Origin of the sequence: Prosthecobacter sp., assembly GCF_020439865.1 — a bacterium.
GTDB lineage: Bacteria > Verrucomicrobiota > Verrucomicrobiia > Verrucomicrobiales > Verrucomicrobiaceae > Prosthecobacter.
In genome coordinates this window covers 12,450-28,917 of record NZ_JAGRPF010000072.1, presented here as the reverse complement: position 1 = coordinate 28,917, position 16,468 = coordinate 12,450, and the positions used below count along the sequence as shown (strand labels likewise).

The 16,468-nt window shown below is 57.0% G+C and carries 18 protein-coding genes; 7 read left to right on the top strand and 11 right to left on the bottom strand.

What is annotated here, in order from left to right; all coding sequences use genetic code 11:
* Positions 1-8: 8 nt before the first annotated feature.
* Entirely contained in the window at positions 9-653 is a 645-nt protein-coding gene (locus KDL09_RS07490; protein ID WP_294383334.1) for a hypothetical protein, read from the top strand.
* Between the two features lie 8 nt (positions 654-661).
* Here KDL09_RS07490 and KDL09_RS07485 read toward each other — a convergent pair whose 3' ends face one another.
* A complete protein-coding gene (locus KDL09_RS07485) occupies positions 662-1,522 on the bottom strand; it encodes a DUF3108 domain-containing protein (RefSeq protein WP_294383332.1) in 861 nt (286 codons plus the stop codon).
* Positions 1,523-1,586: 64 nt separating this feature from the next.
* Between KDL09_RS07485 and KDL09_RS07480 the strand changes: the two genes are divergently transcribed.
* Complete coding sequence (locus KDL09_RS07480; protein WP_294383330.1) at positions 1,587-2,687, top strand: aminopeptidase; 1,101 nt, start codon at positions 1,587-1,589, stop codon at positions 2,685-2,687.
* Between the two features lie 16 nt (positions 2,688-2,703).
* Here KDL09_RS07480 and KDL09_RS07475 read toward each other — a convergent pair whose 3' ends face one another.
* Positions 2,704-3,342, bottom strand: coding sequence for a histidine phosphatase family protein (locus KDL09_RS07475; RefSeq protein ID WP_294383328.1), 639 nt, complete (start codon positions 3,340-3,342; stop codon positions 2,704-2,706).
* Between the two features lie 80 nt (positions 3,343-3,422).
* Positions 3,423-5,138: an ATP-binding protein gene (locus KDL09_RS07470; RefSeq protein WP_294383326.1), complete on the bottom strand. Its 1,716-nt coding sequence runs from the start codon at positions 5,136-5,138 to the stop codon at positions 3,423-3,425.
* A 51-nt stretch (positions 5,139-5,189) separates the two neighbouring features.
* On the opposite strand from KDL09_RS07470, the gene KDL09_RS07465 reads away from it, so the two are divergent.
* Complete coding sequence (locus tag KDL09_RS07465) at positions 5,190-5,513, top strand: hypothetical protein (protein WP_294383323.1); 324 nt, start codon at positions 5,190-5,192, stop codon at positions 5,511-5,513.
* A 749-nt stretch (positions 5,514-6,262) separates the two neighbouring features.
* Here the strand turns inward: KDL09_RS07465 and KDL09_RS07460 are convergent.
* The 6 genes from KDL09_RS07460 to KDL09_RS07435 all read right to left on the bottom strand — a co-directional run bounded on the left by KDL09_RS07460 (position 6,263) and on the right by KDL09_RS07435 (position 10,953).
* Complete coding sequence (locus tag KDL09_RS07460; protein WP_294383321.1) at positions 6,263-6,739, bottom strand: response regulator; 477 nt, start codon at positions 6,737-6,739, stop codon at positions 6,263-6,265.
* A gap of 38 nt (positions 6,740-6,777) precedes the next feature.
* Positions 6,778-8,952: a GspE/PulE family protein gene (locus KDL09_RS07455; protein ID WP_294383319.1), complete on the bottom strand. Its 2,175-nt coding sequence runs from the start codon at positions 8,950-8,952 to the stop codon at positions 6,778-6,780.
* Between the two features lie 19 nt (positions 8,953-8,971).
* On the bottom strand, positions 8,972-9,331 hold the full coding sequence (locus KDL09_RS07450; protein WP_294383315.1) for a hypothetical protein: 360 nt from the start codon (positions 9,329-9,331) through the stop codon (positions 8,972-8,974).
* Between the two features lie 189 nt (positions 9,332-9,520).
* A complete protein-coding gene (locus tag KDL09_RS07445) occupies positions 9,521-9,925 on the bottom strand; it encodes a prepilin-type N-terminal cleavage/methylation domain-containing protein (RefSeq protein ID WP_294383312.1) in 405 nt (134 codons plus the stop codon).
* Between the two features lie 18 nt (positions 9,926-9,943).
* Positions 9,944-10,435 carry a type II secretion system protein gene (locus KDL09_RS07440; RefSeq protein WP_294383309.1) on the bottom strand — a complete coding sequence of 164 codons (492 nt, stop codon included), beginning with the start codon at positions 10,433-10,435 and terminating at the stop codon, positions 9,944-9,946.
* A 122-nt stretch (positions 10,436-10,557) separates the two neighbouring features.
* On the bottom strand, positions 10,558-10,953 hold the full coding sequence (locus tag KDL09_RS07435) for a type II secretion system protein (RefSeq protein WP_294383306.1): 396 nt from the start codon (positions 10,951-10,953) through the stop codon (positions 10,558-10,560).
* A 271-nt stretch (positions 10,954-11,224) separates the two neighbouring features.
* On the opposite strand from KDL09_RS07435, the gene KDL09_RS07430 reads away from it, so the two are divergent.
* The gene (locus tag KDL09_RS07430; protein ID WP_294383301.1) at positions 11,225-11,653 is read left to right on the top strand and encodes a rhodanese-like domain-containing protein; all 429 of its coding nucleotides are present in this window, start codon (positions 11,225-11,227) and stop codon (positions 11,651-11,653) included.
* Here KDL09_RS07430 and KDL09_RS07425 read toward each other — a convergent pair.
* Together KDL09_RS07425 and KDL09_RS07420 are read right to left on the bottom strand one after the other, a co-directional pair.
* Positions 11,635-12,504: an MBL fold metallo-hydrolase gene (locus KDL09_RS07425; RefSeq protein WP_294383299.1), complete on the bottom strand. Its 870-nt coding sequence runs from the start codon at positions 12,502-12,504 to the stop codon at positions 11,635-11,637. The two genes, KDL09_RS07430 and KDL09_RS07425, sit on opposite strands and share 19 nt — an antisense overlap.
* 3 nt (positions 12,505-12,507) lie before the next feature.
* Entirely contained in the window at positions 12,508-13,941 is a 1,434-nt protein-coding gene (locus KDL09_RS07420) for an NAD(+)/NADH kinase (protein ID WP_294383296.1), read from the bottom strand.
* Positions 13,942-14,026: 85 nt separating this feature from the next.
* On the opposite strand from KDL09_RS07420, the gene KDL09_RS07415 reads away from it, so the two are divergent.
* The 3 genes from KDL09_RS07415 to KDL09_RS07405 all read left to right on the top strand — a co-directional run bounded on the left by KDL09_RS07415 (position 14,027) and on the right by KDL09_RS07405 (position 16,442).
* Entirely contained in the window at positions 14,027-14,704 is a 678-nt protein-coding gene (locus KDL09_RS07415) for a DUF1080 domain-containing protein (RefSeq protein WP_294383292.1), read from the top strand.
* Positions 14,705-14,772: 68 nt separating this feature from the next.
* Positions 14,773-15,564, top strand: coding sequence for a dienelactone hydrolase family protein (locus KDL09_RS07410; protein WP_294383290.1), 792 nt, complete (start codon positions 14,773-14,775; stop codon positions 15,562-15,564).
* Positions 15,565-15,584: 20 nt separating this feature from the next.
* Positions 15,585-16,442, top strand: a complete 858-nt coding sequence (locus KDL09_RS07405) for a hypothetical protein (protein WP_294383288.1) — start codon at positions 15,585-15,587, stop codon at positions 16,440-16,442.
* The last annotated feature ends 26 nt before the right edge of the window (positions 16,443-16,468 follow it).

Here is a 16,468-nt window from a genome sequence, read left to right as displayed (position 1 = left end):
AGCCAATCATGAAACGACTGATCCTTGCCGCCAACCTGCTCGCTGCGTTTTCCCTTCAGGCTCAACAGTCGCAATCCTTCGAGATCAGCGCCGACAATTGGGCCGAAGGCGAACCACCCAAGGAAGTCTTCGTGGTCGATGGCACCATCAGAATTGGCGCTCATGATGGTAACAAGGCCATCGTCATAGACCCCAATCCCATCACGGATGCCAGCGCTCAACTGGCCGTGTCGGCCAATGGCAATGCCAGCATTGAGGCCCGGATTCTAGCCACCAAACGCGGACGCAGCACGCCGCGCTTCGGTGTCAGCGTCCATGGCATGAGCGGACATCGTCTGATCGTCAATCCGGCCAAGAAGTCACTCGACCTCGTCAAAAACAATGAGACGCTAACGAGCGTTCCGTTCGATTGGACCAGCGATGCCTGGCTCAAGGTCAAGCTCGCCGTTCAAAAGAGCGCGGGAGACGCGTGGAACATTTCCGGCAAAGCTTGGGCGGCTGATGCGGCCGAACCCGCCGATCCCCTCATCAAATACGAGGACAAAGCGCTTAAAGGCCAAGGAAAGTGCGCCATCTGGGCCACTCCGTTCTCAGGAACTCCAGTTTATTTCGACGACATTCATTTGAGCGTAGAGGCTGCTCCCGCACCCTGAGAACAGCGTTACTTCGAAGGAGGTTTGACTGTGGTGTTGGGTGGAACGGAGCCCTGAGCATCTTTTCCGCTGAGCAACTCAAGTTTGGTCAGTCGGGCGGACATGTAGCCCACGAAGACACTGGCATGCATTTCGATGGGAACACGCAGCTTGTCGTCAGAAACCCAGATCGTCGCGGTCTTCATTTTTTTATAGGCGCTGAGAGCCAGCGTGGTCCGGTCGATCTTGCGGATCTGCAGCCCGATTTTAATGCAGGGGCGTTTCTTGCCGCCAAAGTTCAGCGTTTGACGCCCTAGTACATCGAAGGTTGTCAGATACGGCTTGTCCCAAGGCTGCACGATCCGCGTGATCTTCTGCCCGTCCTTCAACTCCAAACTGCGCACATAGAGAATGACCGAAAGGATGTCATCCATCGGGCCATACGGGCAGAGAGCCGTTGATGTGGACGACTTCCCCTTCACCGGATGGACCAAGGTTTCGGTGGTGACCCGGCTCTTTTCAAAAGACACCCGGTAGCGGCAGGTTTCGTCGCTGTCTGTTTCGCTGTGCTGAAGGTAGTGCGCCCGTAGATCGGAGCGATGCATGATCGACGTCATCTCACAGTCGTATTTCCAAAGAGTCCGCGCAAAACCAGTGCTCGCTGCGGTGGCATCGGCACGCCAGTAGGCGCCAGCTTCACGCACCGACAGAGTCGCCTTGCCGGCGGTGATTAGATTGTTCCAGCCAAGCTCAAACGTCAGTCTGCACGGGGGCACCTGCACATGGGCACCGGCAGTGCCCGGCGTGAGATCTTTTACCCAGGCAGGAGTCTCGGCCGCAGCCCGCTGCCAAATCAGCAGACAAAGGAGCACAGAAAACAAAAAGCGCATGCCGCAGCATTCCCTGAATTTTCCCTTTTGCCAGCACGCGTCTTTATCGCCACAATCCACGACCATGCACGACCCCCGAATTGACGCCCTATCCCGCCAGCTTGTCCGCTACTCCACCAAGGTCAAAAAGGGCGAACTTGTCTGGATCGACCTCTTCGACGTGCCCAACACAGTAGGCCAGAGCCTCATTCGTGAAGTTGTCGCTGTCGGAGGCATGCCCATGGTACGCATCAACGATGCAGTGCTCACTCGCGAACAGATGATTCACGCCGATGCCAAGCAGTACGACATCATTGCAAAAAACAATCTGGCGTTGATGAAGCAAACCGACTGCTACATCGCCGTGCGAGGCAGCCACAACATCACTGAGGCCGCCGATGTGCCGCCAGACAAGATGAAGCTCGTGATGGCCAAGCTTCGTCCTGTACAAAACGAACGTGTGAACAACAGCCGCTGGGTCGTCCTGCGCTGGCCCACCGCCTCCATGGCCCAACAGGCAGGTATGAGTACCCAGGCCTTCGAGGATTTCTTTTTCCGTGTCTGCCTGCTCGACTATGCCGCCCTGCTCCCCGCCATGAATGCGCTCAAGAAGCTCATGGACAAAACTCAGCAGGTCCACATCACCGGACCGGGCACCGACCTGCGCTTCAGCTTGAAAGGTCTCAAAGCCATCGCCTGCGGCGGCAATCACAACATCCCTGACGGCGAAGTCTTTAGCGCACCAGTGAAAGACAGCGTCGAGGGTGTGATCAGCTACAACGCCCCCACCATCTATCAGGGCATCGCCTTTGACAGCGTAAAGCTCGAGTTCAGCAAGGGAAAGATCATCAAGGCCACGGCAAACAACACCGAAGCCATCAACAAGATCTTGGACAGCGACGAGGGCGCCCGCTACATCGGCGAATTCGCCATCGGATTCAATCGCGAGATCAAAGAGCCCATGCGTGACATTCTGTTCGACGAAAAGATCGCCGGCAGTTTCCACTTCACACCGGGCCAGGCCTACGAAGGCATCGCCGACAACGGAAATCGCAGCCAGGTCCATTGGGACTTGGTCAACATTCAGCGTCCCGATTACGGCGGTGGTGAAATCCGTTTCGACGGCAAAGTCATCCGCAAGGATGGCAGGTTTGTGCTGCCTGAGCTCAAGCCGCTAAACTACTGACCAGCTGCCGCCGCCTCTAAACCGGTGGTTGGAAGTTGAGCAGCTCAATCTCTACGGCGTGCTTCCGCTCCGGCAGCAGTTCCACCATGCTGATGCTGCCATACTCGATGTTGAAGTGGGCCATGTGTGCCAGCGGAACTTCCAACAAGAGCGAGATCATCACGCGAATGATGCCGCCGTGGCAGAAGACCGCCACCCTCTGGTGCGGATGAGCGTGAAGGATCTGCAGCAGGCAGTCCTGTACGCGCATCTTGATGGATTGCACGCCTTCTCCATGGGGAATGCCGTTGCTCTCGATGATCTCCAGCCAGTCGAATGCACTCACGCCAAAGTTTGCCTGCACTTCGTCCCAGCGGCTCCCAGTCCAGTCGCCAAAATCGATTTCGCGCAGTCCTGACATCAACTCCGGCTGCAGGTTCTGCTGCCTGGCCATGGGACTTAACGTCTGCTGTACACGCAGCATAGGGCTGGCATACAGGGCGTCCATCGGCGTATCCTTGAGCCAGTCCGCCACCGCCTGCCCCTGTTTGAGCCCTAAAGGCGACAGCGCCATGTCGATGCGTGAACCTCCGAACACCTTGTGATAGCGCTCCTCCACCTCGCCGTGGCGGATGAAATAAAGCTGGGTGGGATGATTGGGAAGATGAGATTTCACAGTGCGTCTATCAGACATTTCACAGGCCGCCGCAAGACGGGAAAACCTGACAACACGCCTCCGGTCATCTCTGCGACATTCTAGAGATTCATGGGAATCTGCGAAGCCTCCACCGCCAGGGCCGGAGGGATCACGCGTCGGAAGTCATCAAGGGAGACAGGCTTGGTGAGGAAAGCGTTCATGCCACATTCACGGCACTCCTCCTTCACTCCGGTGAGAGCATGCCCGGTCATGGCGATGATGGCCGGCTGACGTTTAAGCTGGAAGTTGCCACGAATGCTTCGCGTGGCCTCAACACCGCCCATCACCGGCATTTGAAGATCCATAAAGACGATGTCGAAGTTCCCCTGAGCGGCCATTTCAACCGCCTCCTGACCATTGTTCGCGATGTCTATTCTGGAGTAGCCGAGCCTTTGCAGAAGCATGGTTGCGATCTTCTGATTCAACGGCTGATCTTCCACCAAGAGGATGCGAGCAGGGTTCTGGCTGGCAAAATTATCAGTTTCTGCCTTGGCTGCCTTCGCAATGGCCCGATTGGTGGAGTTCGAGACCTGAACGTCGTGACTGCCTGCCGCGGCACGAGCAGAACCGTATCCGGAAAGAGCCGGCGGTGGCTGCGTTTCCAGAACCTGGGGCGAATCGAATGAGGCCGAAAGAGGCTTTACCATCGGCAGTTCCACCTGAGGCTGGAAAGACGGCTGGGGAGCAGGCAATGTAACCATCGCGATCGGCTGGACCTGTGGCTGAATGACAGGCTGCTGAATTTGAGACTGCACCGGTGTGCTCATCGGTCGCAGAACTGGCATGCCGTGGACCGCGAGAGGTTCTGTGGACGGCGTCGAGGGTGATGCCGAGGTGGTGGACATGGGAGCCAAAACCACACGACGAGGCATCCGGTAAAGTTCAGCCATGGAGCGCAGGAGTTCCCGGCGCTTGATCGGTTTTGACAGACGTGTGTGCCGACTGCCGGGCGGCGGGCTGAAACGCTCCCGATCGAGCTTGGCGCTCGTGATGGGCATGATGGTGATGATGGCCGTTCCCCTGACGGCTGCCGCGTTGAGCATCAGCACCGCTTCTTCATGACGAAGGCGCGAGACATCAAGAATAAACAGACCGGCCTCCTCGATCACATGGTCGAGTTCGGTGAGGGAGCGATCCCGCAGGGTTGTCACAGTCATCCCCCACTGCATCAGCGACTGGTTGAGAACTTGCAGCGTGGTGGGGTGGGCGCTGTAAAGAGCCACCGGGCGGTTCTTAACCACATCAAGCCACGCGACTTCTTCATCCCGTGACTCATCGTCTGGAGCGACGACAAGTGGCAGTTCGAAAAAGAAGTCAGAACCCTTCCCTTCTTCGCTGACCACGCTGATCTCACCTTGCATGAGTTTGATGAGCTTTTTGGAGATCGCGAGACCAAGGCCGGTGCCGCCATACTTCCGGGTCGTGGAGGAGTCGGCCTGATTAAAAGCTTGGAAGAGGTGCCCGATTTTTTCGGGCGGAATGCCGATGCCCGTATCGCGCACCGAAAAATGAAGCAGCGTTTTGTCCCCCTGCGGGGTTTGTCGAGAAACCTGGCGGGCGAGAATAAGAACCTCCCCTTTTTCAGTGAACTTGATGGCATTGCCAACGAGGTTGACGAGGATCTGCTTAATGCGTTGAAAGTCTCCAAGAATCTTGCGCGGCAGAGCGGCGTCCACATGAACGTTCAGTTCGATGTTTTTCTCCGCCGCCTTGTGGGAGAACACGTCGGTGGTCTCGCCAAGAAGTTTTTCAATGTCCACAGGCAGTTTCTCCATGTCCATCTTGGCCGACTCGAGCTTGGAGAAATCAAGAATGTCATTGATGACGTGAAGAAGAGATTCTCCACTGGAGCGGATCATTCGCACCAGTTCCTCCTGTTCCGGATCGAGGCCCATCTCGATGAGCAGACTCGTGGTGCCAATGATGCCATTCATCGGCGTGCGAATCTCATGGCTCATGTTGGCAAGGAAGCTTCCCTTGGCCGCAGTGGCGGACTCGGCCTGGCGTTTGGCGGCCTCGTACTCAACCAGAAGCGTATGCTTGCGGTGATCTTCCTCCTGAACGTGGGAGATCATGGTGTTAAATTCATCCTGAACGAGATCCAGATCATCGAAACCATTCGCGGGAACCCGAACATTCAGGTTGCCTGAGCGCATTGCCCGGAAGGCCTCAATGAGTGCGTGAGTCTTTTTCGTGATTCCTCTGCCGATGATGTAGAAGCTGAACACGGCCAGAGCGAGCCCGGCGCACGCACCTAGAATGGGCACCGTGAGGCGCTGTGTATTGAACAAATGACGCAACTGCACCAATGGCTGACGTGCGATAAATGCGCCTGCGACACGTCCATTGCGCGAGTAAAGTGGGGCGGCGCTGATGAGCCAGTGATCGCTGCCATTGATTTCGAGGTCCCGCGTGTCGCTGGTGTCATCCATCACCAACGTGCTGCCTGCCATGACCCGGTAGATCAGACCGTCCACATGCGCGGGCGAAGGATCACTGATGACACACTTCTGGCAGATGGGCAGAATGACGATGGGGGGAGATTTTGTCACGGGCTGTCCCCCGCCCCCAGCGGCAGACTGACGCGGTGCGACAACCTCAACCTCCAGACCAAGGTTTTGCAAAGCAGGAGGGATGTCCACAGTCTGCAAACGCATCCGCATACGTGTTTCATTTTCCCAGTTCAACGGTGCCACGCCCGAAATCTCCCCTTCACTTAGCGCCTGCCGGTTCAGTTCCATCTGGCCGGCAAGAGCGACAGCCCCGAGATAGGAACTCTGCACAAACCTCAGGGTAATAAACTCCTGCCAGACAAATCCGGCCGCAGTCGCCCCAGCACCTACCAGGACAGCGAACATGCCCAGAAGCGTGAATCTGTTGGCGATTTGGAAATGCAACTTCATGACTCACATTCCACGGGCTGAATGGCGGTATCGGCGAAAGACTCAGGCTCCTGCACCATGGCCCTGCGAACAGCGAGACAGAGACTCTCAAGATTAAAGGGCTTGTGCAACACGTCGACGAAACCAATGGCCTGACAAAGCTCCTTCACATCCTCCTGGAAGTAGCCACTGCATGCGATCACAGGCAGGCGTGGATCACAGGAACGCAGCCATTCGAGCACTTCAAAACCAGAGGCTCCTCCGGGCATCGTAAGATCCAGAATGGCGGTAGTAAAACGCTGACCGGCTTCCATTCCAAGGCGCACCAGTTCGAGTGCTTCTTCTCCGTTGGGAACGGCCACGGCCTCAAAACCATGTGCTTCAAGCACGGCCTTGCCGACAGCCAGCACGTGGGGTTCATCATCGACAAGCAGCACACGCGCAACAGCACGCGCGGCGAATTCACGAGGCAGGAGTTGGGTGGTCTGGGACATGGCGGAGGACGATTAAAGTGGGGACTGACATTGAGCGACTACATGGCGGTGTAGCTGAGGCATTTGATTTCATCGAGCGAGGTGTGCCCGCCAATGACCTGCTGTAATCCTTCCTGATAGAGTGAACGAAATCCGTTCTTGAAGGCGGCCGCACGCATTGCACTCAGCGGAGCCCCTTCCTCAACAAGATCACGAAGCTCGTTGTTGACCTCGCACAGTTCCATCAAAGCCACGCGGCCGGCGTAACCGGTGCCATGACATTCGTCGCAACCACGAGCACTGTAAATCGGCGTGGTAAGAGGCTGGGTGATGATGGCCTGTTTGGCCATGAGATCCTGCACATCCTGCGGCGCCTGCATGGGCTGCTTGCAATATGCGCAGAGCCGCCGCGCAAGGCGTTGTGCCTGACTCAGGGCCAGAGAGTCTGCCAGGAGGTATTTCTCAACCCCCATGCTGAGAAGCCTTGAGACGGCACGCAGGGAGTCGTTTGCATGCAGCGTGGTGAGCACGAGATGCCCGGTGAGAGAGGCATTCACCGCAGCGCCGGCGGTTTCAGCATCACGTGACTCACCAATCAGAATGATGTCGGGGTCGGCTCGCAGAAGAGCACGCAGACCATTGGCAAAGTCGAGGCCCCGCGCGTTGTTGGTCTGGGTTTGATTGATGCCTTCGATTTCGTATTCGATCGGGTCTTCGATGGTCTGAATATTGACCCCTTCGTCGTTCACACTGTTGAGCAGTGCGTAAAGCGTGGTGGTTTTGCCCGAACCAGTGGGTCCGGTGACCAGCACCAGCCCCTGGTCCCGCTGCATGGTGCGCGTGAGAATGTCGATCTGACGCTGTGAAAGATTGAAATCGGAGAGCCGCTTTACCCCGTCCTGCTTGTCGAGAAAGCGCATGATCACCTTTTGGAACTCACGGCGTGTCGGCACGGCGGCAACACGAACGTCCACACGACGCCGACCAATGGAGAGCGCCATACGTCCATCCTGGCACTCCTGCCGGTTCTGGCTCATGCCGGCGTAGTTTTTTAGCAGGGCCACATAGCGGTTCAACTGACTCTCGGGAGCCGTCATGATGGTCTTCATCGTCCCGTCCATGCGGGCGCGGAAGCGCGTGAAGCTGTAGAATTTCTCCAAGTGCAAGTCGGAGGCGCGACAGCGAATCGCCGTGAAAAGAGCCCATTGCACAAGCTGCTCGGGCTCATGGTTCGGATTCTGCGGATTGATCCGCGCCATGTCTTCAGGAGAAATCTCGACAACACTCGCATCATCAGCAACTGACAGTGACGCTCCTTCGATGGAAGCGACAGCACTGGGATCAAATGTGGCTCCCGCGCGGTTAATGGCGTCGCGGATACTTGCGAGGTCTGCAAGCACCGGCACGATTTTAACCGAGGGATTGCCCATGGAGAGCCATTCGTCCTCGAAAGCATAACAGTCGCTGTTCTCACTGAGAAGGAAGACGACCTGCTTGCCAATGTAGAGCGGGTAAACGTTGTGCCGTTCCAGCAGCGGAATCGGGAAAAACGTCTGGCGCTGCGCTTCAGTGGCGCTGTAGACCAAAGTCTTGCAGCCACTAACAAGGTGCTGCAGCGCGATCCCCATGTTGCGCTGCACCACATTGAAATCATTGATGGCAAGCGTCTCCGACTTGCCTTTCTGCGCCTCGTAAAAACCCTTGAGCTTGGTGATTTCCGCAGGCTCATACGGATAGTGTTCCAAGAGCCAGCTGAACGATCCTTCCAAACCCAGATCGCCGAAAACCGGCGGCTGTAGCTGCTCCATCGCATTTGACTGCGAAATGGGCATCTGACCAAATCGCTGCACCAGGTCTTTGCGCGTGTTTTGATACTGCTCCTGCGTGATAAGCACACGGATGGTCAAGAAGTGTGGCACCCCCCACAGATCCCCCGCCCTAGGATTGTGATGCGCCATGACCAGCATGGGGCCGATAGTGCTCACCGGAAGCCACGGATCTGCCACATAGGGCACGCGCCCAAGTTTGCGGATCAGTCTTTCAGCGTCGGGGGAACAACTCTCGCGCAATAGCGTCACCGGCAGCATTCCATACTGCAACGCCAGTCCTTCGATCGATTGAATGGCCAGGATCGCCGACTGCCGAGCCTCAATTGTCGCGTTTGGCGGATTACTCGCAGCCCCAAACGATTTTGGGGCGAGCTGTGGCGAGGGAACTTTAAGAAGAGAAGACATCGGGTGAAGTGTGGCAGGTTCAGCGTCCTGCCATTTGAAAGTTCGGCGGAAAGACGAATGCCGTGGTGAAGTCAGTGCCTTCGAAATTCATGAGCAAGCCGGCCCCTGCTTGACCCGGCGTGAGCAGCTCGTACATGCGGCCCGTCCAACGCAGTCGATAATGCGCTGTGTTACTGGATGAAACCGGGTTGTAACGCGGGTCCACGTAGGGTGAGCCAACTTTCGCGCGATCATCATCCGAATCGCGATACTGCAAGGTGCGCAGGATGACCATTTCATCCGCCGTGGAGCCGTCCATCGGCGTGAACAACATTTCATAGTTCTGCTGTGCGAATCCGTGCAGTGCCTGGTTGAGCATCTCCTGACGCGCTTCCGCCACGTATTTTTAGCTCCGCCAAGAAAGCTGTTGTAGGCTCCCACCGCGATGCCTGCGAGGGCGCCCATGATCGAGATCACAATGACCAGCTCAGTGACAGAAAACCCTCCCCTCTTGTCGGAAGACAGGAAGGTGGGCTTCGTCAAACAGGTTCCTCTATGAGTGGAGGTGGTCATGCTCGGGAATGGTGTGTCAGTAGTAGATGACTCCGCTCGGACTTATCAGAGCGGCCTTGGTCATGGATGTGATGGATGGGGCAAAGGTCACCGAGTAACCGGATGGCATGAATGTTGCCAAAGTGGCCTCGGAAAAGCTCAGGTAGGGGCGCAAAAGGGTGTACTTCGCTTCGGTCGAAGAAGCGGCAGACCAGTCCAAGGCGGCCTGTGTGCGGCCGCGGACTTGGATAAAGCTTGCCTGTGCAAGATTCAGCGCCTCGGCCCGGGCGATCGCGAGGTTGCGTTCACTGTCATTCCGCATGCGCGTCACCGAAGGGATCGCCATGAACGCAATGATGCCGATGATCGACACGCATGCCATCATCTCCACCAGCGAGAAGCCTCGCCAGGACAGTCGATTTTGTTGGAACGTGACGTTCATGAATTAAATAAAGGAAAGTTACTCGTTGACCAAATCCACCCGCGGAAAATCTCCGCTCTGCCAGTCAGGGAGAGAGAGGTACTGCTTTGCATTGTCCAAAGCGGCGGTTTTCAGTTTGTCTGAGCCAGTCGTGTAGTCCAAAAAGTGATCGGCTGTCGTCTGATCCAGGAATCCTGCACGCAGATTGGGATCAGGAGAGGCTGAATTGGGAACCAGAAGATTAAAGCGAGCGCTCGTCGTCCCCAACGAGTTGTAGGTGGTGCGAACGTTTTCGAGGCTGCGAAACTGGGCCGTGTTGCCCATACGAGTCTGAGCCAGTACCCAGGCCGTCAGAGCGCTCTGGACCGACGCCTGCTGCTGCCGCGCCATGACCCGATGAGCATCCCGAGAGGCGTTCGATATCGCCGCCACCACGAGTGATGACATGATGCCGATGATGGCGATGGTGAAAATGGCTTCAACAAAGCTGAACCCTCTTCTGCAGACTTGAACTGTATTTCTCACTTTCATCGCAGCCGCGCTTGTTGCTTGTTGCACAAAATCCGCCGGGGAGTCACCTCCCCGGCGGACGTAGATCGTCCGAATCTGTTGTTTAGATCAAAGAGCCGGGCGACGAGTCAGGATTACCGGTATTAGTTACCTGGATCGTACTTGACCTGCTTGTTGGTCGAATCCCAGCTAAGGTAGGAAGCAACCTTGGTTTCTTCATCGTCGTCGATCGGGCCGGAGGTGAACGTCTTGCCCTGGAAGGCGCCGTCGGTCGGAGACACGCCGGTCTGGGCGAGAGCCACGATCGAAGCACCGTCGGTCAGAGTGCCGAGGTCAGCGCCAGCTGCGACAGCGGCGTTGAGCACGGAAGCGACGGTTTGGGCATTGCGCTTGGCGGCAGCGTCACGAGCGCTGTCGTTCAGGTTGCCGATGTTAGGGATCGCGATCGCGGCGATGATGCCGATGATGGCGATGACGACGAGCATTTCCACGAGGCTGAAGCCAGCTTTGCGGGAGGTGTTGAGCTTGATGTTTTTCATAGTGTGTTTGTATGTTTGGCTGTTGGCGTTAGTTCAAAGTGCGCCGGTTTTGAGTCAGCTCAGCTTCGAATTATGATATTTATATTCGATCTCGAAATTCTATTCAACATCTTTTTTATATTTTTCACAATTTTCTGACAAATATTCTATTTCCAGCAAGAGCTGCCGTTGTTTTCATAACCTATTTCGCCCCTCCTCCTTGAAGGGACCACGCCACGCGAAATGCGTGTTTTACCATGACTCTCTTCTAAGCTCTGTCTTCTTCCCCCTCATGAAGCTTCTTTCGAACATATGCCTTTTGCTCTATGCTTTGGTCCAGCTCCAGTCCAGCGCCTGGGCTGAGACCACTCCTCCCAAGGCCATTCTTCCTCCTGAAGTCCACGAAATCGCGCCTGGACAGGTTGAAAGGTATCTTGTGGACCATGTCGACACCCTCATCATCGATGTGCGCACAGAAGAAGAGCGCCGTTCTCGGGGCTATATCCTCAATTCTCTGCCCTTGGACTACTTCCACGGGCAAAAGACTGTCGATGCGCTTGTGAAACTCGATAAAACCAAACCCTGCATCGTCTACGGTGCCATCGGTGGTCGGGCAAAATTCATTGCCATAGAAATGCACAAACTTGGTTTCAAGAACATCCTGCTGATCAGAGGTGGTTTCAATGCCTGGACCGCAGACGGTCAGGCCATCGCCCGATGACCTGAGGTCCGGGCTCTTAACTCCAGCCGCTCTCCACAGCGCATCACTCGGAATGACTGCTGCAAACGTCCGCAGGCAGCGACAAATTCGTCCGGCGTCTCCGTGTTGAACTCAAACATGTCATAGTGGCACGGCACGACGAGCGCCGCACCGCCCGCCTTTGCCATCGCCGCGGCTTCTGTGCCGTTCAGATTTCCAGCCACACGACGTTCCGGTTTGTTGCCATTGATCGGCAGCAGCATCAGATCACAGTTCACCTCCCGCGTGGCTGTAAGGATGTCATCGTGCCACAGCGTGTCTCCGCTGTGGTAAATCGTGAATGGCCCGCAATTCACGATGAAACCCGTGTAGTGGCAGCGTCCCTCTTCATCCCGCAGCACTTCATTGTGCTTGGCAACGACACCTCGCAATTCCCACCTTCCCTCTGCATAACGGTCGCGATCCCCAATGCCGCACAAGATCACCTCGGCATCGCCCAATCGCTTCAGGGCCTCCGGAATGATGGGATGTGGGAGATAGAGGCGAAAGCCCGGACTGGCTTCAGCCACCAGCCTCAGTGTTTCGCCGTCCAAGTGGTCGGTATGCACATGGCTCGCCGTCACCCGGGTGATACCTGTCAGCCGCGCAGGATCAATGCAGCGCTCGGTCATCCTCACATGGGGCTTGTCCGTCGCGGCGTATTTTTGCGTCAGTGATTCGGACAGATAGGGATCAAACAGCAGCCGCTCCCCTGCCCACTGAATCAAAAAACCGCTCTGTCCCAGCCACCAGACGTGCAGCGTGTCTTCATCGACCGATGCGGATGAGATGTTGGCCAGCAGCTCATCATCCTTTTGAAAAGCAGCAATCATCGGTCAGGCTCCAAACTGAATTGCGGCAATCTTTTCCGCCATGTCATGGCTGGCACAAAAGACCAGCTCTGCCGCCGCAGCCCGCGAGAGACGCGCATGCAGAGCCACCACCCGTCCCATGCTCAGACCGTCCACATAAGCCTGAAGCGGCCGGCGTTTGGGGTCGAGGCTGCGGATCGTCACTGTCGTGTCCGGGGAAAGCAGCGCGCTGCGCCAGTGCGCCGGTTCCAGCACATTGGAACCCACAAGCAGCCAGGCCGGTGTATCCGCCAGCAGGGGCGCCGCTCCCATGCTCCGTGCATACGCGGTGGATCCCGCAGCAGTGGCCACCAGCGCCCCGTCGCTCACCAGTTTGGGAATTCGCAGCACATCATTCACAGTGACCTCCAGCCAGGCGGACTGACTGGTCGCCCGTTCCAGCCAGGCGTCGTTGAAACCGTGTGCCGTGAGCCGTTGCCCCTGCTCATCCTCAAACTCAAGGAACAGCATCGGCATCTGGCGAAAAATCACATCACTCGGCGGAAAGGCGTTGGCGTTCACCTGCTCCGGCGCGTTGAGCAGAAAGCCCAGATGGCCGGCATTGATGCCAAAGAACGGCCGCCGTGCTCTCCAGTGCTCGCGGATGCTGCGCAGCATCGCCCCGTCTCCGCCCACCACACTAATAAAGTCCGCATGCTCGGCGGCCACGTGCCTGCCATCCAGAGAGCAGCTCAGTTCGCTCACCTTCGGGTTCGAAGCATCGGCCTGAAGAAAAAACTTCGCATCTTCGAGCGTCCCACGTGCCCAGTTTCCAGGCACGGGTGCCCTGTACAGGCCGTAGCGCGCCAGATAGGCCTCCGCCCGTGGCGGCACCAGACCGCCCACACATTTTCCGCGGCTCAAATGCTCCCGAATCAAGGTGCTGGATCCCTCGACCACCAGTTCGATCACCTCCGCGTGCGGCGGCAGATCCGCTGCTTCGACCGTGAATCCCGGACGTTGCAGCACTGCAAAACAAGCCCGCTGCCACAGTTCCTCGCCTCGCTGCCACGTTTTCTGTATCTGTGATTCGCCACGTGCGCCTCCGGCGACCAGGTCTCCCCCTACGACATGCCAGACCTCGCCCTGTGTCTCAAACCGGGTCTGGAGCTCATGATTCCTCGTGAACGTCTCCTGCTCAAAGTCCGACAGATCCACCACCACGTTCGGTAGTCCGCCAAACACGATGTCCGCCAGCGCCGCCCGATACACCGGCGGCACGCTGTCCGTCACTGGCTTGTCAGGACGCGGCCCGCATGGGATCACGCGCACCTCGTCAAAAACCTGCCCCAGCCTTGTCGCGATGGCGGCATGATGACTTCCCGGCGGATTGAAACTGCCTCCAAAAATAGCGATGCGCTTCGGCATCACCCACCGTGCCAGCAGTCCATGCGAGTGCAAGCGGCCAGAGCTCTTCATCCTGCCAACGGCCGGTGAACAAAAGTTGAATATGCCACATCAGGTGTAGAAAGAGCCACCCCGACACCCCGTTTACGAGCGTCCTATGACCAACCGTCTTCTCTCTCTTGCCGCCGCCTTCTCTTTTGTCGCCTCCGTTCATGCCGAGGATGCCTTTGTCCCGCTGTTCGACGGCAAAACGCTCACGGGATGGGAGCAGCACAGCGGCACCGCGGAGTACCGGGTCGAAGAAGGGGCCGTCGTGGGCAAGACCGTGCCCAACACTGGCAACTCATTCCTCTGCACCTCGAAAAAATACGGCGACTTCATATTGGAAATCGAATTCAAGGTGGCCGAAGGGATGAACTCCGGCATCCAGTTCCGCAGCAACTACTACGAGAAGGAGACCGAAGTGGAGATCAACGGCAAGAAAAAGAAGTTCCCCGCCGACCGCGTGCACGGCTATCAGTATGAAATCGACCCAAGCGACCGCGCCTATACCGGCGGCGTGTACGATGAAGGCCGCCGCGGATGGCTCTTTGACCTGAAGAACAACGAGGCCGCGCGCAAGGCCTTCAAACATGGCGACTGGAACAAGGCGCGCATCGAGTGCCGCGGCAGCAGCATCAAGACCTGGATCAACGGCGTTCCCGCCACCGACTTCACCGACGATCTCACCAAGGAAGGCGTCATCGCGCTGCAGGTGCACGGCATCGGCAAAAAGACCGAGGCGGTGGGCAAGGAAGTGATGTGGAGGAACATCCGCATTCAGGAACTCAAGTAGGAAGAAGTCATGTCCGTTGGATAAAACAGGCTGGCAGCGGCATTCCCGACGTATATCATTCACCACCCATGAAAACCAACCGCGCTCTGATTTTCATCTCCTCCCTGCTCTGCTCCTCCAGTTTTGTACAAGCCGAGATCAAAGAAACAACTGTCGATTACCAGTCCGGTGGAGTGACGTGTGAAGGGCTGCATGTCGTGGACACCGCTAAGACGGGCAAACTGCCCGCAGTGTTGATCATCCATCAGTGGACTGGGTTGAGCGAAAACGAAAAGATGCGTGCCCACATGCTCGCCGAACTCGGCTACAACGTCTTTGCCGCCGATGTGTATGGCAAAGGCGTCCGGCCGCAGCCCCCGGCGGCGGGGAAGGAGGCCGGAAAGTACAAGTCTGATCGCAAGCTCTATCGTGAACGCATGCTCTCTGCACTGGAGGTGCTGAACAAGAATGAGCACACCGATCCCTCGAAGGTCGCTGCCATCGGCTACTGCTTCGGCGGCACCGGAGTTATTGAACTCGCACGCAGCGGCGCGCTGCTCAAGGGGGTGGTCAGTTTCCACGGAGGACTTGATTCACCGAACCCGGCCGATGGGAAGAACATCAAGGGCAACGTCCTGGCCCTTCACGGTGCGGACGACCCATTCGTACCCTCCTCGGATGTCGCTGCGTTTGAACAAGAGATGAAGGACGCCAAGGTGGACTACAAGCTCGTGAAGTACCCAGGTGCCGTGCATGCCTTCACCCAAAAAGCCGCGGGAAATGACAACAGCAAAGGCGCGGCCTACAACGAGGCCGCCGACAAGGCCTCCTGGGAGGAAATGAAGGCGTTCTTTTCACGCATCTTCAAATCCGATCAGTGACCCCTTCAACAGACCTCCTGATGAAGCATTTTCTCCTGCTTCCTGCCACGCTCGCCTTTGCAATGCTGCATGCAGGCGAGGAGTCCACGGATTTTATTCGTTTTGTCGAGGGAGATGAAGGGGACAGCCTCCAGACTGCTGTCGTGAGCTATGAATCACCGCAGAAGGCCAAAGTCGATTTGGTCGGCGCCATTCATATCGCTGACAAAGCGTATTTTGACGCTCTGAATGTGCGTTTCAAAAGCTACGATGCGGTGTTGTATGAGCTCGTCGGCCCCTCGATCAAAGAGCGGAGCAAGGAGGAACCAAAACCTGAGTCGCAGCAAAAGCTGCAGTGGGTCGGCCAGCTTCAAACCATAATGCGTGACACGCTGAAGCTTCATGGCCAGTTGGAGGGTATCGACTACACGGCCAGGAACTTCGTGCATGCCGACATGGACATGTCCCAGTTCACCCAAACTCAGGGCCAGAAACAGGAAAGTTTCCTCACGCTTTACCTCAAAGCCGTACAAGCCCAGAAATCCATCAACGCGGAACGTGGGGTGAATTCCGACGCCGCAGGCATGGTTCTGTTGTTGAAGATCCTGACCATGAAAGACAGCAGCACCGAACTGAAACGCATGCTCGCCAGCGAGTTCGACAGTGTGGAAGACATCATGGCCGGCATCGAATCCGGTGATGGCACCGTGCTGATTGGTGAACGGAATAAGTTTGCGCTGGAAATCATGGATCAACAGCTCGCCGCCGGTAAAAAGCACATCGCCATCTTTTATGGCGCTGCGCATCTTGCCGACATGGAGGCGCGCCTTCTGAAAAAGGGCTTCAACCGTACCAAGGTGGAGTGGCTGAAGGCATGGGATCTTCCCCACGAAAAATGAGGGAGGCCGCCAAGCCTCCCTCATCA